Genomic DNA, 24,985 nt, shown 5'->3' on the forward strand with positions numbered 1-24,985 from the left:
TGCCCTAACGCTGCTTCACCGTCTCCCATAGCCATTTCGCCACCGCATCCGGAGACGAGTTTGCGTCGTTGCCGCTGGCGCGTAAATTTGCCTCCCGCATGGTGGCGATGCCGATCTTGCCGAGCAGCGGCTTGAGCGCCGCTTGCAATCGCTCGTCACCGGCGCGTTTCGGTGCGAGCAGCAGGATCGCGTCGTAAGGCGGGATCGCCTGCCTGGGATCATCGAGCGTGGTGAGATCGTATTTCGCGATCAGTCCGTCGCTGGTGTAGCCCGCGATGACGTCGACCTCGCCACTGGCAATTGCGGCATACATGAAATCGGGTTGCATCTGGCGCTGCGCGCGGAACGAGAGGCCATAGGCCTTTTGCAGCGCGGCCCATTCCGGCCGGGAGAAGAACTCATAGTCGCCGGCAATCGACATGCTCGGTGCGTGCGCGGCGAGATCAGCGATGGTGCGGATGCCGAGTGAATCGGCGCGCTGCCTCGGCATCACCAATGCATAGGCATTCTCGAAACCGAGTTCGCCGAGCAGAGTGATCTTGTCGCGGGCGAGAGCGGTCTTCAACTCCGCGAGCAGCTCCGTGCGCGGTCTGATGTCGGCGCGATGCAGCTGGTTGGCCCAAAGCGTGCCGGAATAGTCGACATAGAGATCGATGTCGCCGGCCTTCAGCGCCTCAAAGATCACGCTGGAGCCGAGACCCGATCGCACCGTCGCGGACAGGCCGGCGACCTGGAGGCGGTCCTTGAGCAGCGCCGACAACACATATTGCTCGGCGAAGGTCTTGGCGCCGACGACGTAACCCTGCGAGGAGCGCCCCATCGCCGGCACCAGCGTTGCGGCGACGAGGGCAGCGATGCCGACGCAGCCGAGCGCTGCTCGCAGACGGTTGCGATGACGCAGGCCTCGCTCGATCAGACCGAGCAGCTGATCGACCGCGAGCGCCAGCAGTGCCGAGGCAAAGCAGCCGAACAGCACGAACACCCAGTTCTGGGTCTGAAGCCCCGCAAAGATGTAATTGCCGAGGCTGGTTTGCCCAATCGGGGTCGACAGCGTTGCGGTGCCGATCACCCAGACTGCGGCGGTACGGATGCCGGCCATCATCACCGGCAGCGCCAGCGGCAGCTCGACCATGAGGAGCGACTGCCGTGCAGTCATGCCGACGCCCTTCGCGGCCTCGATCAGCGCGGGATCGATGCCGTTGAGCCCGGTGATGCCGTTGCGCAACACGGGCAGCATCGAATAGAGCGCCAGCGCCAGCATCGCCGGCAGGAAACCGAATGCGGAGAACGAAACACCGAACCACGCCAGTGTGACGGACGCCGCAGCGAGCAATAGCGGATAGAACAGCGCAAGCATCGCCAGCCCGGGCACGGTCTGCACGATGCTGGCGAACGCGAGCAGCATGCCACGCGGCGCCGGGCGGTTGCGCGTCAGGATCGCCAGGGGCAGGCTGACCACAAGGCCGAGCGCCAGGGCGGCGAGGCTCACCCGCACATGATTGCCGAGATAATCGGGCAGATGCGCCAGCGCCTCGCCCCAGCGTGGATCGGCGAGAAGACTCATGCACACCCGCTTTCCGGCAGCAAGGCATTCAGCCGCTCGACCTGGCGCCGCGGCGTGCGGAGCAGCTCCGTCACGTACGCATCGCCGCTCTTGGTCAGCTCCTTGGGCGTGCCCTGCGCGAGAAGCTTTCCAGCGCGCATCACGGCGATTCGGTCGGCGAGCAAAATCGCCTCGGTCATGTCATGGGTGATCATCACGCTTGTAAGGCCGAGCTTGCGATGCAGCGACCGGTAGTCGTCGCCGAGGGCGTCACGCGTGAGGGGATCGAGCGCTCCGAAGGGCTCATCCATGAGGACGATGCGAGGCCTTGCCGCAAGCGCCCGCGCAACGCCGACGCGCTGGCGTTGGCCCCCCGAGAGCGCTTCCGGCAACCGGTCGCGATGCGCAGCACGGTCGAGCTGCACCAGCTCCAGCAGCTCGTCGACGCGTGCAGAGATGTTCGCCGTCGGCATGCCCAGCAGCTTTGGCGTGATGCCGATATTGTCCGCGACACTCAAATGCGGAAACAGCCCGCCGCTCTGGAACACGTAGCCGATCCGTCGCCGCAACGCGACCGGATCAACGTTGCTCACGTTGCGACCTTCGACTGTGATGTTGCCGCCGTCGGCTTCGATCAGCCGGTTGGCGAGGCGCAGCAGCGTGGTCTTGCCCGACCCCGAGCCGCCGACGATCACCATAAACTCGCCCTCCGCGATGTCGAGCGACACGTCATCGACGGCCTTAAGTCGGCCGAAGCATTTAACGACGTGTCGGTAGCTGATCGCCAGCTTGGCGGGCATCGATTTTAGACTCGCTTTTATCCGACCCTGGAGGGGGAAAGGGTGAGGGGGCGGCAAGCTCCATGCGTAGCACGCTTGGCCCGTTGATTGAACTTGGCGACGCAAGCGGCTATGGCATCGGGCTGAACTTGGAGGGAATACATGACGCCCACCGCAGTGGCGCTGGAAGACGCCAAGGTTGCATTCCGCCTCGGGGACGGGCGGGTCTATACGGCGGTCGAGCAGGCCCATCTCACGGTCGACCAGGGCGAGTTCGTGGCTATCGTCGGTCCGACAGGCTGTGGCAAATCGACATTGCTCAACGTTGCCGCGGGACTCCTCAAGCCCGCTGCCGGCAGCGTCAGGATATTCGACCGGCCGCTGGCCGGACTGAACCGGGATGCCGGATATCTATTCCAGGCCGATGCGCTGTTCCCGTGGAAGACGGCGCTCGACAATGTCGCGATCGGGCTTGAAATCAAGGGCACGCCGCGCGCAGAGGCGCTGCCGCGGGCCCAAAAATGGCTGACCTCGGTCGGCCTCGGCGCCTTTGGGGGCCGCTATCCGCACATGCTTTCCGGCGGACAGCGCAAGCGCGTGGCGCTGGCGCAGGTGCTGATCCGCGATCCAAAGATCCTGCTGATGGATGAGCCGTTCGGGCCGCTGGATGCGCAGACGCGCCAGGTCATGGGCAACCTGCTGCTCGACTTGTGGAATGCCGACCGCAAGGCGGTGCTGTTCGTGACTCATGATCTGGAAGAGGCGATCGCGCTCGCCGATCGCGTCGTAATCATGTCGGCCGGGCCGTCCTCGCGCATCATCGGCGACTGGCGCGTAAGCCTGCCGCGTCCGCGCGACATCTTCGAGGTGCGGCTCGACAAGGAGTTCCACGCTCTCCATCGTGAGATCTGGAGCGTGCTCAAGGACGAGGTCATGAAGGGCTACGCCCAGTCCACCAACGCGGCGGAGGCGGTCTGATGTCGCGCGCGACGCTCCTTGCTTTGCAGATTCTCGTCGCCGTCATCGGCATCGTGCTGTGGCAGGTGCTGACGACCGTTCCCCTCTTCGGCAAGATCCTGTTGCCGCCGTTCTTTTTCTCCAACCCGTTCGACGTGTTCAGTCAGATCGTGAAGTGGTTCTCGACCGGCGTGATCTGGAAACATCTCGGCATCACCCTGGCGGAATCGATCCTCGCCTTCGTAATCGGGTCGGTCGGCGGCGTGCTGGTCGGCTTCTGGTTCGCGCGACAGCCGCTGGTCGCGGCCGTGTTCGATCCCTACGTGAAGATGGTCAACGCTCTGCCGCGCGTCGTGCTGGCGCCGATCTTCGCGCTGTGGCTCGGTCTCGGCATCTGGTCCAAGGTCGCGCTCGGCGTGACGTTGGTGTTCTTCATCGTCTTCTTCAACGTCTATCAAGGCGTCAAGGAAGTCAGCCGCACCGTGCTCGACAATGGCCGCATGCTCGGCATGAGCGAGCGGCAATTGATGCAGCACGTCTATTGGCCTTCGGCGTTGTCCTGGATGTTCTCCTCGCTGCACACCTCGGTCGGCTTCGCCGTGGTCGGTGCGGTCGTCGGCGAGTATCTGGGATCGGCTGCCGGGCTCGGCTATCTCATTCAGCAGGCCGAGGGCATCTTCGACGTTGCCGGTGTCTTTGCCGGCATGTTCGTGCTGTCGGCGTTCGTCATCCTGATCGACTTTGGTGTCACGCTGGTCGAGCGGAGACTGCTGGTGTGGCGCCCGACCGCGGCGGACGGGCGAGGGTAGGCGCCAAGTCTGTTCGATTGCGCCGCTGCGATCCGAGGTGCGTCCGGCTGGCGGCCGGCCCCGCTCCGGGCGGCGCTTCTCAAGCCCGTCCCGCTGCTCTATGGTGCGGCCGGCCGAACGGAGGAACCAATGAAGAAGACGATTGCCAGGCTCGCCGGCGTGCTGCTTGCGCTGACGCTCACCACCTCGCTTGCCGCGGCGCAAAGCAAGGTGACCATCGCGATCGGCGGCGGCTCCTGTCTGTGCTATTTGCCAACCGTGCTGGCCAAGCAGCTTGGCGAGTACGAGAAGGCCGGCCTCAACGTCGAGCTCGTGGACCTCAAGGGCGGCTCGGATGCACTGAAGGCCGTGCTCGGCGGCAGTGCCGACGTCGTCTCCGGCTATTTCGATCATTGCGTCAATCTCGCCGCCAAGAAGCAGGAACTGCAGTCCTTCGTGGTCTATGACCGCTATCCCGGCCTCGTGCTGGTGGTCGCGCCCTCGCGAACCAACGAGATCAAGTCGGTCAAGGACCTCGCCGGCAAGAAGGTCGGTGTGAGTGCTCCCGGCTCCTCCACCGACTTCTTCCTGAAATACATGCTCAAGAAGAATGGGCTCGATCCCACCAACGTCGCCGTGATCGGCGTCGGCCTCGGTGCCACCGCGGTCGCCGCCATGCAGCAGGGCCAGATCGACGCGGCGGTGATGCTCGATCCCTCCGTCACCGTGCTTCAGGGCAACCACAAGGATCTGCGCATTCTCTCGGACACCCGGACCCAGAAGGATACGATCGAGACTTTCGGCGGCGAATATCCGGGCGGCGCGCTCTATTCGACCGCGGCCTGGATCAATGGTCATGAGAAGGAGGCGCAGGCGCTCACCAATGCGATCCTCGCCACGCTAGCGTGGATCCATTCACATTCGCCCGAGGAGATCATGGCGAAGATGCCGGAGGAAACGGTCGGCAAGAACAAGGATCTCTATCTTGCCGCGCTGAAGAACACGATCCCGATGTATTCCGAGACCGGGAAGATGGACCCGAAGGGCGCGGAGGCCGTGCTCGCGGTGTTCAGCGTCGGCTCGCCCGAGGTCGCGAACGCCAAGATCGACCTCAGCAAGACCTTCACCAACAGATTCGTCGATCAGGCCAAGAAGACGACGGGGAATGCCAAGTAGCCGACGCGAAGGCCTGGAAACCAAGCGTCATGACGTCACCTGTCATTCATCGCGTTGCGACGCTTGATCTTGCCGTGCGGCCGATCGCGTGGTCGTTCGCGGAGGAGCGTCGCACCGAGATCGCGACGCATTTCGCCGAGAAGCAGCGTGAGCGGCCGAAGATCTGGAACGGCCGCGTCTTGCTTGGCCGCGATCCCGTGTTTGCGGGTGACCATTTCGCTGCGACCTATTTCGAGACCGATTTCGCGAGCTTCCTCGCTTGGCGCGACTGGGGCTTTCCCGGCCCTGCCGTGTTCAACGGTTTTGGCATGGGCGCGCTGCGCGCGTCCGATGGTGCGTTCATCATGGGCGAAATGGCGCCCCACACCGCCAATGCGGGTCGCATCTATTTTCCCTCCGGCACGCCGGATCTCGACGACGTCAGGGACGGCGTGCTCGACATCCCCGGCAGCGTCATCCGCGAACTCGGCGAGGAAACCGGCCTGACCACGACCGACTATCGGATCGAGCCGGGGTGGCACTGTGTGGTGACCGGCCCGACGATTGCGATGCTACAGGTCATCAATCTGGACCTGCCGGGCGATGAGGCCCGCGCCCGGATCGAAGCCAATCTCGCGCGCGAGGCCGAACCGGAGCTGTCGGCCATCCATCTCGTGCGCGCGACGAGTGATCTCAGGCCGTCCATGCCGCGATTTGTCACGGCCTTTGTCGAGCAGCAGTTTGCCGCGCGCTGATGCGTGAGGCTTGACATCGCCTCGCGCAGCCCATGTGATGGGCAAAAAAGAATTTGCACCAAGAATGCAATGCACAATCGTCCAGGGAGGTTTTGATGCGCCTGCGCATGGCTGCCCGTTTGGTACGTGGGCTGTTTGTCGCGATTGCCGCGACGGGCTTGGCGGTGTCCGCCGAGGCCCAAGAGAAGAAGCTCAAGATCGGCGTCATCTATGATCTGACCGGCCCGCTCGCCGGCGGTGGCTCGGAGCTGCAATATACCGGCGCCAGGATCATGCTGGATCAGTACAGCGCGAAGGACGTCGAGGGCTACAAGATCGAGGCGATCTATGCCGATGCTCAGAGCAAGCCGGATGTCGCCATCAACGAAGCGATCCGCCTGATCGAGCAGGAAAAGGTCGACATGCTGCTCGGCTTCTTTTCCTCGGCGCAGTGCGTGCCGGTGGCCGCGCGCGTCGAGCAGCTGAAGAAGTTCATGTGGATCACGACCTGCATTTCGTCCGCGGTGCTGGAGAACAAGAACTACAAGTACGTGTTTCGCCCGCAGGCCTCCGGCGATCAGTTCGGGCTGATGACGATGGACTTCATCGCGCAGAACACGAAGGAAAAGTTCGGCAAGGATCCGAAGGACCTGCGGGTCGCCATCATCCATGAGGACGGCGCCTACGGCGTCGATGTTGCCAAAGGCAATGAGGCCGGTGCCAAGAAGGCCGGCTTCAACATCGTGCTCAGGGAAGGCTATTCGGCGACCGCCCCGGATTTGTCTGCGCTGGTCACCAAGCTGAAGCGGGCCAAGCCGGATGTGATCTTCCACACCGGCTACAATCCGGACATCACCCTGCTGCTCCGGCAAGCCCGCGAACAGGGGCTGAAGTTCGGCGCATTGGTGGGGCATGGCGCCGGCTACGGGGTCTATGAGAAGCTGAAGGAGGGCCTGGGCGCCGATGTAAACTACGTCTTCAACACCGACCCGATCTCGATCTGGCTCGCCAACCAGAAGAGTATGGATCCGAAGCTGCCGCCGATCATCAAGGCGGTTGGCGAGGAGTTCGACAAGCGCAAGCCGGGCATCGCCATCCGCTCGGCCCATGTCGGCATGGCTGCATCCAACACCTACTTGTTCCTGACCGACGTGTTGCCCCGAGCGATCAAGAAATATGGCGGGATAGATCCCGACTCCCTGCGCAAGGCCGCACTCGACACCGACATACCCGAAGGCGGCACCATGCTGGGCTTCGGTGTCAAATTTCACGGCGAGGGCTCGCCAATGGCCGGCCAGAACGAGCGCTCGTTCCCCGTCGTGATCCAGTACGTCGACGACAAGTCCTATGTGGTGTGGCCCAAGAGCCAGGCGCAGCGCGAGGCCGTGCTGCCGCTGCCGAAGGGCACCACCTATAGTAACCAGTAGCGGCGGAGAGCGGCGGTGCTGGAGGTGAACGGGCTGGTGAAGCGGTTCGGCGGCTTCACCGCCGTGAACAACGTGTCGTTCAAGGTCGAGCAGGGCGAGATCCTCGGCCTGATCGGCCCCAACGGCTCGGGCAAGAGCACGATCTTCAACATGCTTTCCGGCACGCTGGCTCCGACATCAGGTTCGATCCTGTTCGCCGGGCATGAGATCGCTGGCCTTGCGCCGCACCGGATCATCAATAGCGGCATCGGCCGCACCTTCCAGATCCCGCGGCCCTTCCGCCGCCTGACCATCTTCGAGAATGTCGCGCTGGCCGGCTTCTACGGCCAGGGCCGCCATAGCCGGGCCAAGGCGGAGGAGGCGGCGGAGCGGTCGCTGGCGATGGTCGGCCTGCCGACTGACCGCCATGCCAGCGTCGATGGGCTCGGCGCGGCCGGCCTGAAGAAGCTCGAGCTTGCGAAAGCGCTCGCCACCGCGCCGAAATTGTTGCTCGCCGACGAGAGCCTCGGCGGGCTCGACGAGGCCGAGATGGATCAAGCGGCCGACATGCTGCGCAACATACGCGATGAGCTCGGCATCACCATCATCTGGGTCGAGCACATCATGGGTGTGTTGATGCGCGTCGTGGACCGCGTGATGGTGCTCGACCACGGCGAGAAGATCTCGGAGGGACTGCCGAGTGCCGTTGCGGGCGATCCCCGCGTCATCGAGGTCTATCTCGGCACCGATGCCGAGACCACGCAGGCCGCGGCGGCCGAAGCGCGCCGCCGGGCGGGAGGCTAGCCGATGCTGGAGCTCCGCGGCGTCAATGCCGGTTATGGCACCTTCCAGGCGCTGTTCGACGTCGATCTCGACGTCAGGGCCGGGGAGGCGGTCGGCGTCATCGGCCCCAATGGCGCCGGCAAGACGACCTTGATGCGCGTGATCTCCGGCCTGATCCGGCCTTCGCGCGGCTCGATCAAGATGGAAGGCATCGACCTCGTCGCGACACCGTCGCACAAGATCGTCAGCCTCGGCATCGCGCATGTACCGGAGAACCGCCGGCTGTTTCCGCAGCTCTCGGTCGACGACAATCTCAAGATGGGCGCCTTCATGAAGGAGGCACGTGGGCATTATGCCGAGCGCCTCGAGGCCGTGTTCGACCTGTTTCCACGCCTGAAGGAGCGGCGACACCAGATGGCCGGCACCATGTCCGGCGGCGAGCAGCAGATGTGCGCGATCGGCCGCGCGATGATGTCCAATCCGAAGCTGCTGCTGCTCGACGAACCCTCGGCAGGGCTGGCGCCGGTCGTGGTGCAGCAGGTGTTCGAACTGGTGAAGCGGATTCGCGCCAGCGGGCTGACCGTGCTGATCGTCGAGCAGAACGTGCAACAGGTGCTGAAGGTCGTTGACCGCGCCTATCTGATCGAGGCGGGTACGATCCGCGCGTCCGGCAGTGCGGCCGAGATGCTGGCGAGCGACACGGTCAAGGAAGCGTATCTCGGGGTGTGAAGGGCATGCAGGCATTTCTGGAGGTCTTCGACATCTACCTGCTGGAGGCCGTGATCAACGGCATTCTCCTCGGCGGCGTTCTGGCGCTGCTTGCGCTCGGCCTCAACCTGATCTTTGGCGTCATCGACGTCACCTGGATCTGCTACGCCGAGCTGGTGATGATCGGCATGTACGGCATGTATTTCATGGTGCAGTATTACGGCGTCAGCTATTTCGTCGCCGCCCCGCTGACCATCCTACTTGTCGCGGTGCTTGGCGCAGCGCTGCACTATCTCGTGATCGCGCCGCTGCTGACCGCGCCGCCCATCAATCAGCTGCTTGCCACCGGCGGCGTGCTGTTCGTGCTCCAGAGCTTTGCCACCGTGGCCTTCGGGATCGACTTCCGCAATCTCGGCATCCGTCTGCCGGTGCTCGCCTTCGGCGACATGAATTTCAGCTATGCACGGCTGCTGTCCTTTGCCGCCGCGCTGGTCGGCATGGTTGCGGTCTATCTGTTCATGACGCGCACCTTCACCGGCACCGCCATCCGCGCCATCTCGCAGGACCGCCAGATCATGGCGCTGATGGGCGTCGACACCAGGCGGATCTATCTCATCACCTCCGCCCTCGGTGGCGCACTCGCCGGACTCGCCGCGTGCCTGCTGGTGCTGCAATACGACGTGCATCCCTTCGTCGGCCTCTCGTTCGGACCGATCACCTTCCTGATCTGCGTGCTCGGGGGCCTTGGCAATTTCATCGGCGGCTTCATCGCCGCTTTCGTGTTCGCCGAGATCATCTCGCTCGGCGGCCTGTTCTCCGACCTTGAATGGGGCTATGTGCTCGCCTTTGCCTTCTTCATCGTCATGATGTTCATCCGGCCCGCGGGCCTCTTGGCGAGGCGCCGATGATCGGGCAGGGGCGGCTTGCAGCATGGGGCATAGGACTGGCCGCGCTGGTCGCTCTGCCCTTCGTCTATCGCGATCCCTATCATCTGCACATCCTGGTGCTGATCCTGATCTGGTCGTTCGCCTACACCTCCTGGTCGATGATGGGGCGGTTCGGCCTCGTCTCGCTCGGGCATGGCGGCTTCATGGGGATCGGCGCCTATGTCACCGCCTTGCTGTGGAATCATCTGGGCCTGTCCCCCTGGATCGGCATTCCCATCAGCATGGTCGCGGCCGGCGCGCTGGCGCTGATCGTCGGATATCCCTGCTTCCGCTTCCGCATCACCGGGCACTATTTCGTGCTGGTGACGCTGGCGCTCTCCGGTATCGTGCTCCAGGTCATCACCGCGACCCGTGACTACACCGGCGGCTCGCTGGGCTACACGCCGAACCGGACCTCAGGCAACAAGCTGCTGGCGCTGCAGTTCGACGACAAGACCATCTGGTACCTGATCGCGCTCGGGGTCTGGCTGTTCGGCATCGTGGTCTGGCACTGGGTCGACCGCAGCATGGCCCGCTACGCGCTGGAGGCGATCTCGGAGGACGAGGACGCCGCCGCCGCGGCCGGCGTCGACGTCACCGCCGAGAAGCTGAAGATCACGCTGCTCAGCGCGTTGATGACGGCGCTCGCCGGCGCGATCTACTGCCAGTACCAGATGTTCATCACGCCGGACACGGTCAGCGGCATCGCGGTGTCGCTGCAGATGGTGTTTGCGGCCATCGTCGGCGGCCTGTTCGTCTCGCTCGGCCCGACCGTCGGCGCCATCATCACAATTCTGCTGGCGGAGAGCTTGCGTATCGGCTTCGGCACCAAGGCGGTCGGCTGGGACAACCTCGTCTACGGCGTTCTGCTCGTCCTTTTCATCATATTCCTTCCCAAGGGCATCCTTGGTAGCTTGCTCGACCGATTGAAGCCGCAACGCAAGGTGCCCCGCGCTCATGAGCAAGAAGCCGTCCAGATCGCTCGCCCAGGAACTTGACCGCTACATCACCCCGTTCCGCTACGACGGCTCGGGCAAGTTTCACCTCAAGGACCACAAGACCGACGAGAAGGGCGATCTCGACAAGGAGGAGGCGCTGGCGATCCTCGACGCCAACAAGCAGCGGCTCATCGAATTTCAGGAAAAGCTCTACGCGCAGGACCGCTGGTCGCTCCTGATCGTTTTCCAGGCCATGGACGCCGGCGGCAAGGACTCTGCGATCAAGGCAATCTTCGAGGGGATCAATCCGCAAGGCTGCGAGGTCCATGCCTTCAAGGCGCCGAGCAGCAAGGAGCTCGATCATGACTTCCTCTGGCGCCATATGATCGCGCTGCCCGAGCGTGGGCGTATCGGCATCTTCAACCGCTCGCATTACGAGGAATGCCTGGTGACGCGCGTGCACCCGGAGATTCTCGCCAAGGAGAAGCTGCCGCCGAAGCTCGTCACCAAGAACATCTGGAAGGAACGATTTGAGGACATCTCCGCCTTCGAGCGCTATCTCTGCCGCAACGGCACCGTGGTGCTGAAGTTCTTCCTCAACGTCTCCAAGGAAGAGCAGCGCGAGCGCTTCCTCGAACGGCTGGAGAACCCGGCCAAGCAGTGGAAGTTCTCCATGGACGACATCAGGGAGCGCGCGCTGTGGCCGCGCTACCAGGCCGTCTATCAGGATATCGTCCGCCACACGGCGACACAGCATGCGCCATGGTATGTCGTGCCGGCCGACCACAAATGGTTTGCGCGTGTCGTGATCGGCTCCGTGATCAACGCGGCGCTCGAAAAACTCGACTTGCGTTTTCCTCGCGCCGACAAGGCCTCGCTGGAGGAGTTCGAGCAGGTGCGCAAGGCACTCGAGAAGGAAGAAAGGAAGGGCAACATGGAAAAACCTCGAAAACAACCCCATGCACAGTAGACCGCGATAGCAAAATCAATGGCTTGACGGTCGCGTCGAGGAATTGCTGATTTTGCGAAGAGAATTTGCGTCGTCGGGCAAAACAGGGGTAGGGTGTTATCGTTGTCCCCGCTCGTACCGCGGCATCACCACGAACATCGACTTCGGCCGCCGTAGCGAAGACATCGACATTGTCGGTGCCGTCGACCCTCCTGGTGGACGTGCGGCGGACTCTGAGCGAACGCTGATCCGGTGACGAGAGCACCGAAGATGGCGACGCAAAACGGTCCTATCATTTCTTGCTTCCCGGGAAAGAACGATGACGGCAGAGACGGTCTCTTCGGTGGAAACGCTGCCTTCAGGGATGATTGACGAGGCCGTTCCGTCGCGGAACGAAACGGAACGCGTCTTCAAATGTGATCTCAAGGCCTTTGATCCCGCTTGACAGTTTTGTGTCGCGGGAGGACCATGCCGATGGTCGCAAACAAGCGACGCGCAACGTCCACCTCATGAGCAAGGGGAGGTCTATGACGCCACCTCCGCAAATCCAGCCGCGTTAATTGCGATGGAGCTCGTTCGGACTATCGCATAGCGGCAGCAACCGCGAACGGCACGCCGGGATCAGGTTTAGCGGGCTGCATCAGTGAGGCATAGCCCCTACCTTCCCGGCGCTGTATTTTATCGCGCATCGATGGTGCCCGATGGCTGTGGCGGGCGAATCGTTTGACGTCCTGTCTTTTCCTTCATCCGTTTCCTGCATCGAGGATTCTCACGCGCAGAGTCCGGTGGCGCTTAGCTGACGCCGCCACTGCCGACCTGCACTGCGGCAAATGCCTAGAGAATGTCCTCTCGAAGGCCAACTTCCGACACAGGGCCGGGGCGAATAGCCGCAATCCGACATGACGCATGCGCTTCGGCGGTAACGGTCCGCCGCCGCCGGCGCATTCGTTTTTCCAAGGAATCCTCGTGGCGCACAAGCTGGCCGCGGCGCTCTTCGCCGCTCTCTTCCTCACGATTCCATCTCTCTCCGATGCGCGTGCCGAGCCGCCTGCGGCGGCGAACAGCACCGTCACACTGTCGGCCGACGAGGCGAAGCGCGCGCTCGAAACCCTGCAGGACGACAAGAAGCGCGGGCAGATGATCGACACGCTCCGCGCGATCGCCAATGCGTCCGGTCCGCAGCTCTCCGCGCCCGAGCCGAAATCGCCGATCCCCCTCGCGGCCGACGGGCTCGGCGCACAGCTCCTGCTCACGGTGTCGGAGGAGATCGGTGCGATCTCGAGCGAGATCGCCAGCGTGGCGCGGACGCTCACGCATTTCCCGGCATTCTATTACTGGATCATGCGAACCGCGAACGATCCCGCGGCCCACAACCTCCTGCTCGAGATCGCATGGAAGCTGGCACTGGTGTTCGGCTCCGCCTTCTGCGCGGAATGGGCGATCGTCCGCCTGATCCGGCGTCCGGTCGCGTTCCTGGAAGCACGCGTACCACAGAGCCCGCGCTTGCCGGTGCAGGTGCTGCCCATCGCCGATCCTCCGTCCTCAGTGACCGCTGTCACCCCCGCGCCCGAACTGCAGAAGCGCCGTCACAATCTCGCGCGCATGTGGCAGGTCGTGGTGCGGCTGCCCCTGGTGCTGGGACGTCTCGCGCTCGAACTGATCCCCGTGTTCACCTTTGCAGGCGTCGCTACGGCGCTGCTCGGGACCGAGATTGGCGAGCCCACAACTGTCCGCCTCGTCATCCTCGCAGTCATTAACGCCTATGCGTTCTCGCGTGGGTTGATCTGCATGGTCCGGGCGCTGGCAGGGCCGTTCGGCCTGCTTCCGGTGCGTGCGGAGACCGCCGCCTACATCGAGATATGGGCCCGCCGCATCGTCGGTGTCGGCGTTTCCGGCATCGCCTTCGCCAATGTGGCGCTGCTGCTCGGCTTGCACCGCGCCGGCTACGCCGCGCTGCTGCGCATGGCGATGCTGGTCGTGCATCTGTTCGTCGTCATCATCATCCTGCAATGCCGTCGCCAGGTCGCCGAAGCCATTCGCGCCCCCGCCGAGCGGCAGGGGATTGCAGCCCGCTTGCGCAATCGCGTCGCCGGCGGCTGGCATTACCTTGCCATCGCGCTCGACATCGCGCTGTGGGCAGTATGGGCACTGAACATCCGCAACGGCTATTCGCTTCTGCTGCAATACTTCGTCGGCACCATTGCGGTGGCGCTGGTCACGCGTGTCGTCACCATGGTGACGCTGAGCCTGATCGACCGTGGCTTCCGCATCACGCCGGATATCCTCCAGCGCTTTCCGGGCCTCGAGATCCGGGCCAACCGCTATCTGCCGCTGCTGCGCAAGATCATGTCTGGCGTGATCGCCTTCATCGGCTTCGTCGCCGTGCTCGAAGTCTGGGGCGTGGACGCCATCGTCTGGTTCTACGGCGGCCAGATCGGCAGCCGGCTGATCTCGGCCGTGGTGACGATCGGCCTCGCCGTGTTCGTTGCGGCCGCGATCTGGGAAGCCAGCAATGCGCTCCTGGATCGTCAGATCAATACGCTGTCCCGGGACGGTCATTATGCCCGTGCCGCGCGCCTACGCACCTTCCAGCCGATGCTGCGTACCGCGCTGCTCTGCCTGATTGCCACGGTTGTCGGCCTCACAGCGCTGAGCGAGATCGGCGTCAATGTCGCGCCGCTCCTGGCGGGCGCCGGCATCGTCGGCATAGCGATCGGCTTCGGTTCGCAAAAGCTGGTGCAGGATCTCATCACCGGCCTTTTCCTGCTGCTGGAGAACACCGTGCAGGTCGGTGACAATGTCAGCGTGTCGGGCTTGTCAGGCGTGGTCGAGAACGTCTCGATCCGCACCATTCGCCTGCGCGCCGGTGACGGCGCCATCCACATCGTACCGTTCAGCGCGGTCACGACCATCACCAATGCCAGCCGGGGTGCCGGCAATGCCTCGGTCAGCGTCAACGTCGCCTACAAGGAGGATACCGACCGCGCGGGTCAGATCCTCAAGGACATCGTCGACGAGATGCGGCGTGAACCGGATTTTCGGGCCTTGATTCGTGGCGATCTCGAGCTGTGGGGCGTCGACAAGGTCGACGGCGCGATGGTGTCGATCGTCGGCCAGATCCGCTGCACCGATGCCGGTCGCTGGCCGGTCCAGCGCGAATTCAACCGGCGCATGAAGCTGCGCTTCCAGCAGAACGGTATCGAGGTCGCATCCGCCACCCAGACCATCCTGATGCACGTCGTGCCCCCGATGGACAGCGCGGCCCATCTCACGCCGCGGCGGGCGGCCGGATAGCGGCGTCCCTGCGTTAACCCTCTCGCGCGCAATGGCCAGTCGATTTCGACAGCCTCGCTGCGGTGCGAGATCACAGGCGACCCCCAAGTCTCTCCGTCCTTGATCTGGATGGACCGCTGGCCGACAATGTCTGCGGTTCAATGAGAAGCTCCTTGGGGGAATTCGTGAATAGACCTGCCCGGGTCGTTGCCCGCTCGACGTCGTCCAATCCGCCGCAAGGCATGACTCTGCTGCGCGATCCCTTGCTCAACAAGGGGACTGCCTTCACAGAAGCGGAACGCGAGAGGCTCGGCCTGCGCGGCCTCCTGCCGCCGTGCGTGCTGACGATGGAGACGCAGGCTCAGCGCGTGCTCACCAATCTGCGCACGCTGCCGACCGACCTCGAAAAATACGTCGCATTGAACGCGCTGCATGACCGCAACGAGGCGTTGTTCTTCCGCGTCGTGGTCGACCATATCGACGAGATCCAGCCGATCATCTACACGCCGACGGTCGGGCTTGCCTGCCAGAAATACGGCCTGATCTTCCAGCGCCCGCGAGGGATGTTCATCTCCTCGCGCGATCGCGGCCAGATCGCGGACATTCTGAAGAACTGGCCCTATCAGGCCAAGCTCATCGTCGTTACCGACGGCGAGCGCATTCTGGGCCTCGGCGACCTGGGTGCCAACGGCATGGGGATTCCGGTCGGCAAGCTTTCGCTCTATTCGGCCTGCGCCGGCGTGCATCCGGAAGCATGCCTGCCGATCGTGCTCGACGTCGGCACCAACAACGAAGAGCTCCTGAGCGATCCCTATTATCTCGGCCTGCGTGAGCGGCGGTTGACGGGCGAGGCCTATGACAGCTTCGTCGACGAATTCATGCAGGCCGCTCGCAAGACCTTTCCGGGCGTGCTGATCCAGTTCGAGGATTTCGCCAACCATTCGGCGTTCAAGCTGCTGCACAAATATCGCGACGAAGCCTGCGTCTTCAACGACGATATCCAGGGCACCGCTGCGGTGGCGCTCGCCGGTCTGTTCTCGGCCTTGCGCATCTCCGGGGGCAAGCTCAAAGACCAGCGCATCCTCTTCCTCGGTGCGGGCGAGGCGGCGACCGGCATCGCCGACCTCGTGGTCTCGGCCATGATGGCGGAGGGGGCTTCCGAGGCGGACGCGCTCCGGCGCAACTGGCTGGTGGATTCCCGCGGCCTCGTGGTCGGCGGCCGTGATGGCCTGTCCGGCCACAAGCTGCGCTATGCCCATGCCGGGCAGGCGCCGATCGCCGACTTTCTCACCGCGATCAAGACGCTGAAGCCCACGGCGATCATCGGCGTCGCTGCCGTCGGCGGCGCCTTCACGCCCGAGGTGCTCAAGACCATGGCCGAGCTCAACGAGCAGCCGATCGTGTTCGCTCTCTCCAACCCGACGTCGAAGGCCGAATGCTCGGCGGAGGATGCCTATCGCTACACCGAGGGCCGCGCATTGTTCGCCTGCGGCAGCCCGTACGACCCGGTGAAGCTCAATGGCCGCAGCTTCGTGCCGCGCCAGGGCAACAACTCCTACATCTTCCCCGGCGTTGGACTCGGCGTCATCGCCAGTGGCTCGCGCCTCGTCACCGACGAAATGTTCATGGCGGCGGCCCATGCGCTTGCTGACTGCGTCGGCAAGGACGACCTCGCGCAAGGCAGCCTCTATCCGGCACTGCCGCGCATCCGCGAGGTCTCGATCCGCATCGCCGCAGCCGTCGCAGACGTCGCCTATCAGCGCGGGCTTGCGGACGGACCGGCCCCCAATGACGTCAAGGCCCTGGTCCAATCCCAGATGTACGAGCCGCATTACTGAGGATGCCGCAACGGGCGGTCACCTCCGGGTGGCCTGTCCCTTTTCGGCACAGGCCAGTGTGGTGGAATCGTCACAGCGGGCGCGAAACGGCGGCGGCCCTAGAGCCGCTTTTGTTCCGACAAGGTTCTGCCCTCATTGCCCACCGAAAATCCCGGGCCGTTCGGAGGGCGTACCATGTCTTGCATTGCACGTACCGAAAGTGCCCGGATCTCCGTCGCAACCTCGTGCCGGCTGCTGCTCGCCATCGCCGGCGCCGCCTCGCTCGCAGCCTGTGCGCAAGCGCCGGTCGGCCGTCAGAAGGCCGATCTCGCCGCTACGGGCCGACACGCCGCGGTGGAGCGCCCGCACAGGGTGGCGGCGCTGCATCCCCGGCCGATCAGCCGGGCGCGCGCTCCAGCCGATGATGCAAAGCAGGCGGCCTCGCATGGCGTGGCCAGCTTCTATTCGGATACCCAGACCGCGAGCGGCGAAAAGTTCGACAGGAACGAGCTGACCGCCGCGCATCCCACCTTGCCGTTCGGCACCAAGCTGCGCGTCACCGATACCTCTTCCGGGCGCTTCGTGACCGTGCGAGTCAACGATCGTGGGCCGTATGTGCGCGGGCGCGTGGTCGACGTTTCGCCTTCCGCGGCCGAGGCGCTCGGCATGGTCGACAAGGGCATCACCAATGTCAGGCTCGAGGTCGTGCAATTGGGCGCGACCAGTCGAGGCCGATGAGGGCGCGGTTAACCGGGTGTTAGCGGCTATTGAGCACCATGGCTGCCCACGTCAATTGGGGATCTGGGGAGCCGGCGTTTGAACACGATCAAGTATCTCGAAGATCAGGCCGCGCGTGCCGAGCGGCTCGCCAAACGGATCACGGATACGTCGACGATCGAGAAGCTCCTGACTTTCGCGGGCGAGCGCCGCCGCGAGATCGAGGCCATCGCCGGCAAGCATCGCAGCGCCTGAAGCGCGAACTGATCTCGTCGAATTGCCACCGCACCTTGAGCATCATCCGGCTCAGAAGCGCTTTGCGTTTTTCGATCTGGTTCTATTTCCTGCGTTCCATGCGGCTATCGCATCCGCCCTCGTTCCAAAGCGCGGAACTTCTCTTTTGCTCCGGCGTCATGACAGTGTTTGAAGAGGAGGACATCATGGGTCTTGGACGAGGTGCTTTGCTTTGGATGCTTGGCGTGCCGCTGCCGATCGTGCTGCTGCTGGCGCTGTTCTGGAACAACTGACGTGCCTACACGAAAAGCGCCGCGGAAGCGGCGTTTTTTGCTGGTGCGATCGGCGCAACGAAATCAGCTGTGGTTCTCGACGAAGTCGCTGAGATAGTCGGGCAGCGTCACGCCATCGATGTCGCAGCGTGCCTTGATCTCGCCGGCCACATCGCTCGAGATGTCCTTCATCCAATGCTCGAGCGTGTTGAACGAAATTACCTTGATGGGATCGTTGAAGCAGCCGGCCACGAGCTCGCCGATTGTGGCCTCGAGATCGCTGCGCTCGACACGGACCTCGGTCGACCGGTCGAGGCGATCGATTACCACGAACAAGGTCTGGTCTGCGCCATAGGGCACGACCGGAATGGGCACGCCAGCTTCAAGCATCCTGAGGCACTCGCGACTTGGCTTCCGATCCCTGACAACGGGAAAATCCGGATGAAAGTTCCTGTCCGCGTGCTTGTGAAAGGCCGTCAGAGAAATTCTCTCAGGCGCGACAGCTCGATGATGTGCTCTGGCATGAGGATTTCGGTGACGAGCGGTGGCTGCGCGACGGTGCGGATTTCATAGAGGTGTCGGGTTGCCGCCGGCTTCGCCATGAAAGCCGAGATGCAATCGTCGAGGGTGCCTTCGATGACCTCGTAAGGCTCCCGGTCCGGCCGCCGCTGGTTGGCCAGCGAGGGCCATTTATGCAGCGTTGCTGGCGCGCCGAAATCGACCTTGGAATCCCCGACCACGCCGCCCATCGCCTCGCCTCACGCAAACGACGACCCCAGCACACCGATTGGCGTGCCGGGGCCTACGCACCTGTCGCTCTATCTCGATGCCACGATCAAACGCGGCGGCCGGGAAAAGGTTCCCGGCCAATCGTCTGCCGTCAGCTGGCGGCCGCCGCGATCCTCAGTCCCGGGCTGGTGTGGCTCTTGCTGTTCTCGTCCTGGCTGAGCTCCGGCGGCAGACCGGCGAAGCGCCGCAGGGCCCTGGCCATCTGTGCCCGGCCCGGCGCACCTGTTATCACCACGTCCACCATCGCGAACGATGAGTGGAAATGACCCCGAGCCTTGAGCTGTTCGACCGGGACGCTGGCAGCTTCCATCGCCTCCGCATAGGCGACGCCCTCGTCCCGCAGCGGATCGAACTCGCAGGTAACCACGAAGGCCGGGGGCAGGCCGGCGACCTTGCCTCGTAGCGGCGAGACGCGCGGGTCGATGCGGTCGGCCGGCGAGCAGTACAGGTCCCAGAACCAGTACATCAGGGAGCGCGTCAGGAAGTAGCCGGTCGCATTGTCGTTGTAGGACGGCCGGTCGAAGCTGCAGTCGGTGACCGGGCAGACCAGAAGCTGGCCGGCGATCGCGGGCCCGCCGCGGTCGCGCGCGAGCTGGCAGGTGACGGCGGCGATATTGCCGCCGGCACTCCAGCCGGCGACCAGCACCGGGCCCGCACTGCCGCCGAGCTCGGCGGCGTGCTCGGCGATCCAGCGCGTCGCCGCATAACCGTCCTCGGCGGCGGTTGGGAAGCGATGCTCCGGCGCGTGGCGATAGCCGACGCTGACGAACATCATGCCGGTCCGCCGCACCATGTCGCGGCAGAACGGCTCGTCCGACTGCTCGTCCCCAAGCACCCAGCCGCCACCATGGAAATAGACCACGACCGGATGCGGCCCGGGCGTTGCCGGCTTGTAGACGCGATAGGGCAGCGCGCCGTCGGCAACAGGCAGCGTGCCGTCGACGATGTCGCCGATCGGTCGCCCGGCGGGGCGGCTCTTGTTGAACTCGTTCACGAAGGCACGGGCGCCTTCCGCGCCCATCGACTCGATCGGCGGCAGGTTCAGCGAGGCGAGCAGGTTCAGCACCAGCCTCACATCCGGCTGGAGACGCACGACCTCGCCGTCGTTGCATTGCACGGCCCCGCCCGGTCCGGTGAGCTTGAAGCCGAGCATGCCGCGGCTGACCACCTCGTCGCAGATGCTGCGATAGGGACCGACGCCGCCGGTATAAGGCATCAGGCCCTGCACCTTGCCGGGCACGTTGGCGCCCGTGTACCAGGTGTTGGCGAGCCGGTGCAGCGTCAGCATCGAGCAGTCGGCCATGTGCCGGCCCCAGCCGGCCTGCGCTGTCTCGGTCGGCTCGATCGTGGTGAAGCCGGCATCGCGCAGCGACGCCAGGCGATCGACCACCCAGTCGACATGCTGCTCGATCGACACCGCCATGTTCGACAGCACCGATGGACTGCCCGGGCCAGTGATCATGAAGAAGTTCGGAAAACCCTCGACCGTGAGGCCGAGATAGGTCTGCGGCCCCTGCGCCCAGACGTCGGAGAGCGACTTGCCGCCACGCCCGGTGATCGGATGCACGGCGCGGATCGCGCCGGTCATGGCGTCGAAGCCGGTCGCGAAGACGATGACGTCGAGGTCGACGCTGCGCCTGGCCGTGGTGATGCCGCCTGCAGTGATCGCCTTGATCGGCTCCTGGCGCAGATTGACCAGCGTGACGTTCGGCCGGTTGTAGGTCGCGTAGTAGTTCGTCTCGAGGCAGGGACGCTTTGCGCCGAACGGATGATCATCCGGCATGAGCGCAGCGGCAGTCTCGGGATCCCTGACCGCGGCGCGGATTTTCTCGCGAATGAGGTCCTGAACGATCTTGTTGCCGTCGAGGTCAACCGCCTGGTCGGCCCACAGCTGCGTCAGGATGTGGACGAGGTCGCCCGCTGCCCAGGCGCGTTCGAACCGCTCGCGACGCTCGGCATCGCTCAATTGCCAGCTCACGACGGTCTGCTGCGGGTAGGGTACGCCAGCCATCGATTGGCGTGCCTGCTCGCGATAGGCCGCACGGTCGCCTTGCAGCAGGCTCATGCGGTCCGCAGGCGCCGGACCGTTATGCGCCGGTAATGCGAAATTCGGCGTGCGCTGGAACACGGTCAGATGCGCGGCCTGCTCGGCGATCAGCGGGATCGACTGGATGGCCGAGGAGCCCGTGCCGATCACGGCGACGCGTTTTCCCGCCAGGTTGACGCCGTCATGAGGCCAGCGTCCCGTGAAATAGACCTCGCCCTTGAAATCCTTGACGCCGTCGATCTCCGGCGGCTTCGGCGCCGAAAGGCAGCCTGTGGCCATGATGTAGTGGCGGCAGGAGACCGGCGCGCCGTTGTCGGTGGTGATGAGCCAGCGCTCGGATGCATCGTCCCATCTGGCCTCGGTGACCTTGGTCTTGAAGCGAATGTCGCGCCTGAGGTCATACCGGTCGGCGACGAAGCCGAGATAGCGCAGGATCTCCGGCTGGGTCGCGTATTTCTCCGACCAGGTCCAGGCCCTGTCGAGTTCCGGATCGAACGTGTAGCTGTAGTCGATCGTCTGGATATCGCAGCGCGCGCCCGGATAGCGGTTCCAATACCAGGTGCCGCCGACATCGTCGGCCTCGTCCAGGCCGACCGCCGAGAAGCCGGCCTCGCGCAGGCGATGCAGGAGATAGAGGCCGGAAAAGCCGGCGCCGACCACGGCGACATCGACTTGCTGAGCGGTTCCGCGCTCATCGGAGGCACGTGTGGCAACCATTGCGTCAGGCATGGCATTCCTCCCTTATGTTTTGTTTTGCCGGCAGGCTATCGCCGCAGGTTCAGCTTGTCATCAGAGCAAGTGCAATCCTCGGTGGTCGTTTGCGGCGCGATCGTGACCGCGTTGCTGTTTGCGGCACCATATGCACCGCGATGCAAAATGGCCCGTGATAGCCCGGGGTAATCAGACCGCATTCGTCCGTGTATGCTTGCGCCTACAAGCCACGCGTACCGGCCGGGCGTCATGACAGAGTTGAGTGAGCGAACCAAGGCGAACATGGACGTCGTCCTTGAGGAGACGTGCCGGCAGCTGCCGCATGGCGGCGATCACGACAGCCGCCGGTTCATCGCCGAGCGCCTGATCGAGGCGGCGCAGGCGGGACACACCACGCTCGGCGAGCTCGGCATCATCGCGCGGCGCGCCCTCGCGGAACTCATTGGCAAGGGCAGCTAGGCGCGCGAGGCTTGCCTCGCCGACGGCTCTGGACCTAACCTGCCGAGACCTTGATCGAGATCTCATCGAAGATGCGGTGTCTGCTTGCACTCGTTGCGGCTTCCGCAGTCCTGTGTTGCGCACGATCGGCCATGGCTCAGCCGGTTGGGCAGTTTCCGTTCGCGCTGACACGCGAAGGGCAGATGCTCGGGGCCGTGGAAGGCGAGGTGGCCTCGTTCAAGGGGCTGGCCTACGCAGCGCCGCCGGTCGGCGCCCTGCGCTGGGGCCCGCCGCAGCCGACGAGCGAAAGCTCGGAAATGCACACCGCCTATGATCACGGTGCGTCGTGTCTTCAAGCTGCGCTGCCGGAGTCGCGCGAGGATTGTCTGACGCTGAACGTGTTTCGTCCCTTCGGGCTCGACGGCCCATTTCCGGTGATGGTGTTCATCCATGGCGGCGACTTCGTCTCGGGCACCGCGAACGAGCCGCTGTTCGACGGCGCCAAGCTGGCGCAGGCGGGCCTCATCGTGGTCACCGTGAATTACCGTCTCGGCGCGCTCGGCTGGCTCGCTCATCCCGGATTGTCCGACAGCGGCGGAAATTACGGGCTGATGGACCAGATCGCGGCGCTGCATTGGGTGCGCGACAATATCGCGGCCTTCGGCGGCGATCCCGATAACGTCACTTTGTTCGGCAGCGATGCAGGCGCGACGTCGATCGCGCTGCTGATGCTGTCTGCGCAATCGCGTGACCTCTTCCAGAAAGCCATTCTGCAATCCGTGCCCGGCCGCGCGCGGCTGCGCACGGCGCAGGAGGCGGAGGCGGTGGGCCGGCAGTTCGCAGCCGCGCTTGGACCGGACACGGATTTGCGCGCCGCCGAGCCGCAGCGCCTGCTTGCCGCCGAAAGACGTCTGCTCGAGAAATCGCCGCGGAGCTTCGAGCCGACGATCGATGGGCGTCTGGTGACCGAGGACCTTGCCCCCGGCTTTGCGGCCGGACATCAGAGCCGCATTCCCCTGATCATCGGCTCCAACGAGGTCGAGGCGGATTCTGGGAGTGAGTCAGGTATCAAGGAAGCGCTTGCATCGTCTGGCATTGCCAGCGGCGAACTGCGCAAGCTCTATCCCGATCTCGCCACAGCATCGGATCTCTCGGCGAGGCTCTACACCGACATGGCCTTCTCAGAGCCGGTGCGATTGCTGGCCCGCCTGCATGCCGCTGGCGGCGCGCCGACCTTTCGCTACCGCTTCGCCTATGTGCCGGAGGCGAGGCGCGGTTATCCGGATGCCGGCCGCGGTCGGGAATTGCAGTTCATCTTCGGCGCGGAGGGCGTGCCAGGTGCGGGCATCCTGTCGCGACGTGATCGCGAAGTCGCGAGCCGCATGCGTGGCTACTGGATCAATTTCGCGCGGAGCGGCGATCCCAATGGGCCCGATCTGCCACGATGGGACACGGCGGGCGGCGATCGCCTGCTGCTGATCACGAACGATCGCATCGCGAGCGGAGACGATCCCTTGGCGGAGCGTCTCGATCGGCTCGCGAATGAGAGCAGGAAATGAGCTGGCGTTAAGCCGCGAGCTCGACGCGCGGCGCCGGGCTCAGCCGGTCTTCCTCCAGATAGTCTATCGCGCCATCCTTCTCGACGGCGTAGAATTGCTGGCCGTCCCTGGACTTGAAGGCGGCGCGAACCACACCGCGGCGCCCCTTGTCACTGTTGACGACGTCCCCCAGCGCGAACTTCCTCATCTCACGTCTCACTCGTCTTCAGGCCGACTGCTTCGGCCACGCCCGGATTTTGGGCGCCAAATCGTTAACGGCTTGCTAACCATGCCGGCTTGCCTATGCTCGCCGCCGGTCGCGTGAGTAGGCACGCGCCCGTTGCCGACGAGACAAGCCCCATGACGCGATCTCCGACTCTCTTCCTGTCGCACGGTGGCGGCCCCTGGCCGTTCATGGAGGACCGGCGGGTGCAATATGCGAAGACGGCCGAGGCGTTCGCCCGGCTGCCGCAGCTTCTGCCCGCGCGGCCAAAGGCCGTGCTCGTCATCACCGGACATTGGGAGGCCGATGCGTTCACCGTATCGACCTCGGCGCATCCGCCGATGGTGTACGACTATTACGGCTTCCCCGAGCATACCTACCACCTCAAATATCCGGCGCCTGGCAAACCCGAGCTGGCGGCCGAGGTCAAGGCGCTGCTGACGCGGGCCGGCTTCGATTGCCGCGAGGATCCCGGCCAAGGCTTTGACCACGGCACGTTCGTCCCGCTCGGATTGATGTATCCGAACGCCGACATGCCGATCGTGCTGCTGTCGCTGAAGTCGAGCTATGATCCGGCCGAGCACATCGGGGCAGGGCAGGCGATTGCATCGCTTCGCGATGAAGGCATTCTGATCGTCGGCAGCGGGTTCACCTATCACAACATGCGCGGCTTCAACCGGCCGGAATCCACGCAGGTCTCCTACGACTTCGAAGCTTATCTGAACGAAGCCATCGGCAACCCGGATGCGGCGCGCCGCAACGCGATGTTGGCCGACTGGGAGAGCGCACCGGGTGCGCGCCTCGCCCATCCGCGCGAGGACCATCTGCTCCCGCTGATGGTCGCAGCCGGTGCCGCCGGCAACGACGCCGGCCGCCGCGTCTTCGTCGACGAGGTCGCGCATGTGGCGATGGCGTCGTACGTGTTCGGCGGGTGATCTTCCTTCTCGCCTTGTCGGAGAAGGGGGCCTTACCCGTATTTCAGCTTCATGAAGAGAATTCCGCCGGCGAGCAGCATGGTGACGGCGTTGGCGGCGACCAGAGGCGCGTCGCCGGAGAGCAGGCCGTAGACGAGCCAGAGCGCCAGGCCCAGCACCATGACAAGGAACATGCCGAGCGAGATGTCGCGCGCCGAGCGGGTCTTCCAGACCTTGATGAACTGCGGCGCGTAGGCAACGGTGGTGCAGGTCGCAGCGGCAAAGCCGAGCAGCTTGATCGCGAAGGGGTCCATGTCCGGCTCCATAGCATGGATTCGGCCATGCC

26 protein-coding genes are annotated in these 24,985 nt (G+C 64.4%); 19 read left to right on the top strand and 7 right to left on the bottom strand.

Annotated features, from left to right (window positions below; translation table 11 throughout):
• Window positions 1-4: 4 nt before the first annotated feature.
• Together K408_RS0116425 and K408_RS0116430 are read right to left on the bottom strand one after the other, a co-directional pair.
• Window positions 5-1,564: an ABC transporter permease/substrate-binding protein gene (locus K408_RS0116425; RefSeq protein WP_024339638.1), complete on the bottom strand. Its 1,560-nt coding sequence runs from the start codon at window positions 1,562-1,564 to the stop codon at window positions 5-7.
• Window positions 1,561-2,343 (bottom strand): ATP-binding cassette domain-containing protein, encoded by a 783-nt coding sequence (locus K408_RS0116430; protein WP_024339639.1) that lies wholly within the window; start codon window positions 2,341-2,343, stop codon window positions 1,561-1,563. Before K408_RS0116430 ends, K408_RS0116425 begins: the two co-directional genes overlap by 4 nt.
• A gap of 141 nt (window positions 2,344-2,484) precedes the next feature.
• Between K408_RS0116430 and K408_RS0116435 the strand changes: the two genes are divergently transcribed.
• From K408_RS0116435 to K408_RS38100, 16 genes are all read left to right on the top strand, one after another.
• Window positions 2,485-3,300, top strand: a complete 816-nt coding sequence (locus tag K408_RS0116435; protein WP_024339640.1) for an ABC transporter ATP-binding protein — start codon at window positions 2,485-2,487, stop codon at window positions 3,298-3,300.
• Window positions 3,300-4,088 (top strand): ABC transporter permease, encoded by a 789-nt coding sequence (locus K408_RS0116440; RefSeq protein WP_024339641.1) that lies wholly within the window; start codon window positions 3,300-3,302, stop codon window positions 4,086-4,088. Before K408_RS0116435 ends, K408_RS0116440 begins: the two co-directional genes overlap by 1 nt.
• A 129-nt stretch (window positions 4,089-4,217) precedes the next feature.
• Window positions 4,218-5,243: an ABC transporter substrate-binding protein gene (locus K408_RS0116445; protein ID WP_024339642.1), complete on the top strand. Its 1,026-nt coding sequence runs from the start codon at window positions 4,218-4,220 to the stop codon at window positions 5,241-5,243.
• 29 nt (window positions 5,244-5,272) lie between these two features.
• A complete protein-coding gene (locus K408_RS0116450) occupies window positions 5,273-5,977 on the top strand; it encodes a hypothetical protein (RefSeq protein ID WP_024339643.1) in 705 nt (234 codons plus the stop codon).
• A gap of 95 nt (window positions 5,978-6,072) precedes the next feature.
• A complete protein-coding gene (locus K408_RS0116455) occupies window positions 6,073-7,383 on the top strand; it encodes an ABC transporter substrate-binding protein (protein ID WP_024339644.1) in 1,311 nt (436 codons plus the stop codon).
• A gap of 15 nt (window positions 7,384-7,398) precedes the next feature.
• Window positions 7,399-8,166: an ABC transporter ATP-binding protein gene (locus K408_RS0116460; RefSeq protein ID WP_024339645.1), complete on the top strand. Its 768-nt coding sequence runs from the start codon at window positions 7,399-7,401 to the stop codon at window positions 8,164-8,166.
• Window positions 8,167-8,169: 3 nt separating this feature from the next.
• Window positions 8,170-8,874, top strand: coding sequence for an ABC transporter ATP-binding protein (locus K408_RS0116465; protein ID WP_024339646.1), 705 nt, complete (start codon window positions 8,170-8,172; stop codon window positions 8,872-8,874).
• Window positions 8,875-8,879: 5 nt separating this feature from the next.
• A complete protein-coding gene (locus tag K408_RS0116470; RefSeq protein WP_024339647.1) occupies window positions 8,880-9,761 on the top strand; it encodes a branched-chain amino acid ABC transporter permease in 882 nt (293 codons plus the stop codon).
• Window positions 9,758-10,777, top strand: coding sequence for a branched-chain amino acid ABC transporter permease (locus K408_RS0116475; protein WP_024339648.1), 1,020 nt, complete (start codon window positions 9,758-9,760; stop codon window positions 10,775-10,777). The genes K408_RS0116470 and K408_RS0116475 overlap by 4 nt, the downstream gene beginning before the upstream one ends.
• Window positions 10,737-11,687 carry a polyphosphate kinase 2 family protein gene (locus K408_RS0116480; RefSeq protein WP_024339649.1) on the top strand — a complete coding sequence of 317 codons (951 nt, stop codon included), beginning with the start codon at window positions 10,737-10,739 and terminating at the stop codon, window positions 11,685-11,687. Before K408_RS0116475 ends, K408_RS0116480 begins: the two co-directional genes overlap by 41 nt.
• A gap of 298 nt (window positions 11,688-11,985) precedes the next feature.
• On the top strand, window positions 11,986-12,111 hold the full coding sequence (locus K408_RS43905) for a hypothetical protein (protein WP_283805275.1): 126 nt from the start codon (window positions 11,986-11,988) through the stop codon (window positions 12,109-12,111).
• Window positions 12,112-12,632: 521 nt separating this feature from the next.
• The gene (locus tag K408_RS0116490) at window positions 12,633-14,960 is read left to right on the top strand and encodes a mechanosensitive ion channel domain-containing protein (RefSeq protein ID WP_024339650.1); all 2,328 of its coding nucleotides are present in this window, start codon (window positions 12,633-12,635) and stop codon (window positions 14,958-14,960) included.
• 164 nt (window positions 14,961-15,124) lie between these two features.
• Window positions 15,125-16,777, top strand: coding sequence for an NAD-dependent malic enzyme (locus K408_RS0116495; protein ID WP_433994139.1), 1,653 nt, complete (start codon window positions 15,125-15,127; stop codon window positions 16,775-16,777).
• Between the two features lie 174 nt (window positions 16,778-16,951).
• The gene (locus K408_RS0116500) at window positions 16,952-17,494 is read left to right on the top strand and encodes a septal ring lytic transglycosylase RlpA family protein (RefSeq protein WP_024339652.1); all 543 of its coding nucleotides are present in this window, start codon (window positions 16,952-16,954) and stop codon (window positions 17,492-17,494) included.
• A 78-nt stretch (window positions 17,495-17,572) separates the two neighbouring features.
• Entirely contained in the window at window positions 17,573-17,728 is a 156-nt protein-coding gene (locus K408_RS42755; protein ID WP_196232372.1) for a hypothetical protein, read from the top strand.
• 35 nt (window positions 17,729-17,763) lie between these two features.
• Window positions 17,764-18,000 carry a hypothetical protein gene (locus K408_RS38100; protein WP_024339653.1) on the top strand — a complete coding sequence of 79 codons (237 nt, stop codon included), beginning with the start codon at window positions 17,764-17,766 and terminating at the stop codon, window positions 17,998-18,000.
• Between the two features lie 63 nt (window positions 18,001-18,063).
• On the opposite strand, the gene K408_RS0116515 is transcribed toward K408_RS38100, so the two are convergent.
• The 3 genes from K408_RS0116515 to K408_RS0116525 form a co-directional block, all read right to left on the bottom strand.
• On the bottom strand, window positions 18,064-18,369 hold the full coding sequence (locus tag K408_RS0116515) for a hypothetical protein (RefSeq protein ID WP_024339654.1): 306 nt from the start codon (window positions 18,367-18,369) through the stop codon (window positions 18,064-18,066).
• Window positions 18,370-18,455: 86 nt separating this feature from the next.
• Window positions 18,456-18,728, bottom strand: coding sequence for a hypothetical protein (locus K408_RS0116520; protein ID WP_024339655.1), 273 nt, complete (start codon window positions 18,726-18,728; stop codon window positions 18,456-18,458).
• Window positions 18,729-18,859: 131 nt separating this feature from the next.
• Complete coding sequence (locus K408_RS0116525; protein ID WP_024339656.1) at window positions 18,860-21,544, bottom strand: flavin-containing monooxygenase; 2,685 nt, start codon at window positions 21,542-21,544, stop codon at window positions 18,860-18,862.
• Between the two features lie 192 nt (window positions 21,545-21,736).
• Between K408_RS0116525 and K408_RS0116530 the strand changes: the two genes are divergently transcribed.
• On the top strand, window positions 21,737-21,985 hold the full coding sequence (locus K408_RS0116530; RefSeq protein ID WP_024339657.1) for a hypothetical protein: 249 nt from the start codon (window positions 21,737-21,739) through the stop codon (window positions 21,983-21,985).
• A gap of 71 nt (window positions 21,986-22,056) precedes the next feature.
• Window positions 22,057-23,523: a carboxylesterase/lipase family protein gene (locus K408_RS0116535; RefSeq protein ID WP_024339658.1), complete on the top strand. Its 1,467-nt coding sequence runs from the start codon at window positions 22,057-22,059 to the stop codon at window positions 23,521-23,523.
• Between the two features lie 7 nt (window positions 23,524-23,530).
• Here the strand turns inward: K408_RS0116535 and K408_RS0116540 are convergent, their stop codons facing one another.
• Window positions 23,531-23,710 carry a hypothetical protein gene (locus tag K408_RS0116540; RefSeq protein WP_024339659.1) on the bottom strand — a complete coding sequence of 60 codons (180 nt, stop codon included), beginning with the start codon at window positions 23,708-23,710 and terminating at the stop codon, window positions 23,531-23,533.
• A 152-nt stretch (window positions 23,711-23,862) separates the two neighbouring features.
• On the opposite strand from K408_RS0116540, the gene K408_RS0116545 reads away from it, so the two are divergent.
• Window positions 23,863-24,660 carry a DODA-type extradiol aromatic ring-opening family dioxygenase gene (locus tag K408_RS0116545; RefSeq protein ID WP_024339660.1) on the top strand — a complete coding sequence of 266 codons (798 nt, stop codon included), beginning with the start codon at window positions 23,863-23,865 and terminating at the stop codon, window positions 24,658-24,660.
• A gap of 32 nt (window positions 24,661-24,692) precedes the next feature.
• On the opposite strand, the gene K408_RS0116550 is transcribed toward K408_RS0116545, so the two are convergent.
• Entirely contained in the window at window positions 24,693-24,953 is a 261-nt protein-coding gene (locus tag K408_RS0116550; protein ID WP_024339661.1) for a SemiSWEET transporter, read from the bottom strand.
• Window positions 24,954-24,985: the final 32 nt, after the last annotated feature.

The organism is Bradyrhizobium sp. in8p8 (assembly GCF_000426845.1).
GTDB classification, from domain to species: Bacteria; Pseudomonadota; Alphaproteobacteria; order Rhizobiales; family Xanthobacteraceae; genus Bradyrhizobium; species Bradyrhizobium japonicum_C.

Excerpts from the sequence above, each read along its gene's own strand:
- K408_RS0116465 (WP_024339646.1), top strand. The coding sequence starts at position 8,170 with ATGCTGGAGCTCCGCGGCGTCAATGCCGGTTATGGCACCTTCCAGGCG.
- K408_RS0116515 (WP_024339654.1), bottom strand. The coding sequence starts at position 18,369 with ATGCTTGAAGCTGGCGTGCCCATTCCGGTCGTGCCCTATGGCGCAGAC.
- K408_RS0116480 (WP_024339649.1), top strand. The coding sequence starts at position 10,737 with ATGAGCAAGAAGCCGTCCAGATCGCTCGCCCAGGAACTTGACCGCTAC.
- K408_RS0116425 (WP_024339638.1), bottom strand. The coding sequence starts at position 1,564 with ATGAGTCTTCTCGCCGATCCACGCTGGGGCGAGGCGCTGGCGCATCTG.
- K408_RS0116525 (WP_024339656.1), bottom strand. The coding sequence starts at position 21,544 with ATGCCTGACGCAATGGTTGCCACACGTGCCTCCGATGAGCGCGGAACC.
- K408_RS0116550 (WP_024339661.1), bottom strand. The coding sequence starts at position 24,953 with ATGGACCCCTTCGCGATCAAGCTGCTCGGCTTTGCCGCTGCGACCTGC.
- K408_RS43905 (WP_283805275.1), top strand. The coding sequence starts at position 11,986 with ATGACGGCAGAGACGGTCTCTTCGGTGGAAACGCTGCCTTCAGGGATG.
- K408_RS0116520 (WP_024339655.1), bottom strand. The coding sequence starts at position 18,728 with ATGGGCGGCGTGGTCGGGGATTCCAAGGTCGATTTCGGCGCGCCAGCA.
- K408_RS0116435 (WP_024339640.1), top strand. The coding sequence starts at position 2,485 with ATGACGCCCACCGCAGTGGCGCTGGAAGACGCCAAGGTTGCATTCCGC.
- K408_RS0116540 (WP_024339659.1), bottom strand. The coding sequence starts at position 23,710 with ATGAGGAAGTTCGCGCTGGGGGACGTCGTCAACAGTGACAAGGGGCGC.
- K408_RS0116455 (WP_024339644.1), top strand. The coding sequence starts at position 6,073 with ATGCGCCTGCGCATGGCTGCCCGTTTGGTACGTGGGCTGTTTGTCGCG.
- K408_RS0116430 (WP_024339639.1), bottom strand. The coding sequence starts at position 2,343 with ATGCCCGCCAAGCTGGCGATCAGCTACCGACACGTCGTTAAATGCTTC.
- K408_RS0116530 (WP_024339657.1), top strand. The coding sequence starts at position 21,737 with ATGCTTGCGCCTACAAGCCACGCGTACCGGCCGGGCGTCATGACAGAG.
- K408_RS0116440 (WP_024339641.1), top strand. The coding sequence starts at position 3,300 with ATGTCGCGCGCGACGCTCCTTGCTTTGCAGATTCTCGTCGCCGTCATC.
- K408_RS0116500 (WP_024339652.1), top strand. The coding sequence starts at position 16,952 with ATGTCTTGCATTGCACGTACCGAAAGTGCCCGGATCTCCGTCGCAACC.
- K408_RS0116450 (WP_024339643.1), top strand. The coding sequence starts at position 5,273 with ATGACGTCACCTGTCATTCATCGCGTTGCGACGCTTGATCTTGCCGTG.
- K408_RS0116475 (WP_024339648.1), top strand. The coding sequence starts at position 9,758 with ATGATCGGGCAGGGGCGGCTTGCAGCATGGGGCATAGGACTGGCCGCG.
- K408_RS0116545 (WP_024339660.1), top strand. The coding sequence starts at position 23,863 with ATGACGCGATCTCCGACTCTCTTCCTGTCGCACGGTGGCGGCCCCTGG.
- K408_RS0116470 (WP_024339647.1), top strand. The coding sequence starts at position 8,880 with ATGCAGGCATTTCTGGAGGTCTTCGACATCTACCTGCTGGAGGCCGTG.
- K408_RS0116445 (WP_024339642.1), top strand. The coding sequence starts at position 4,218 with ATGAAGAAGACGATTGCCAGGCTCGCCGGCGTGCTGCTTGCGCTGACG.
- K408_RS0116535 (WP_024339658.1), top strand. The coding sequence starts at position 22,057 with ATGCGGTGTCTGCTTGCACTCGTTGCGGCTTCCGCAGTCCTGTGTTGC.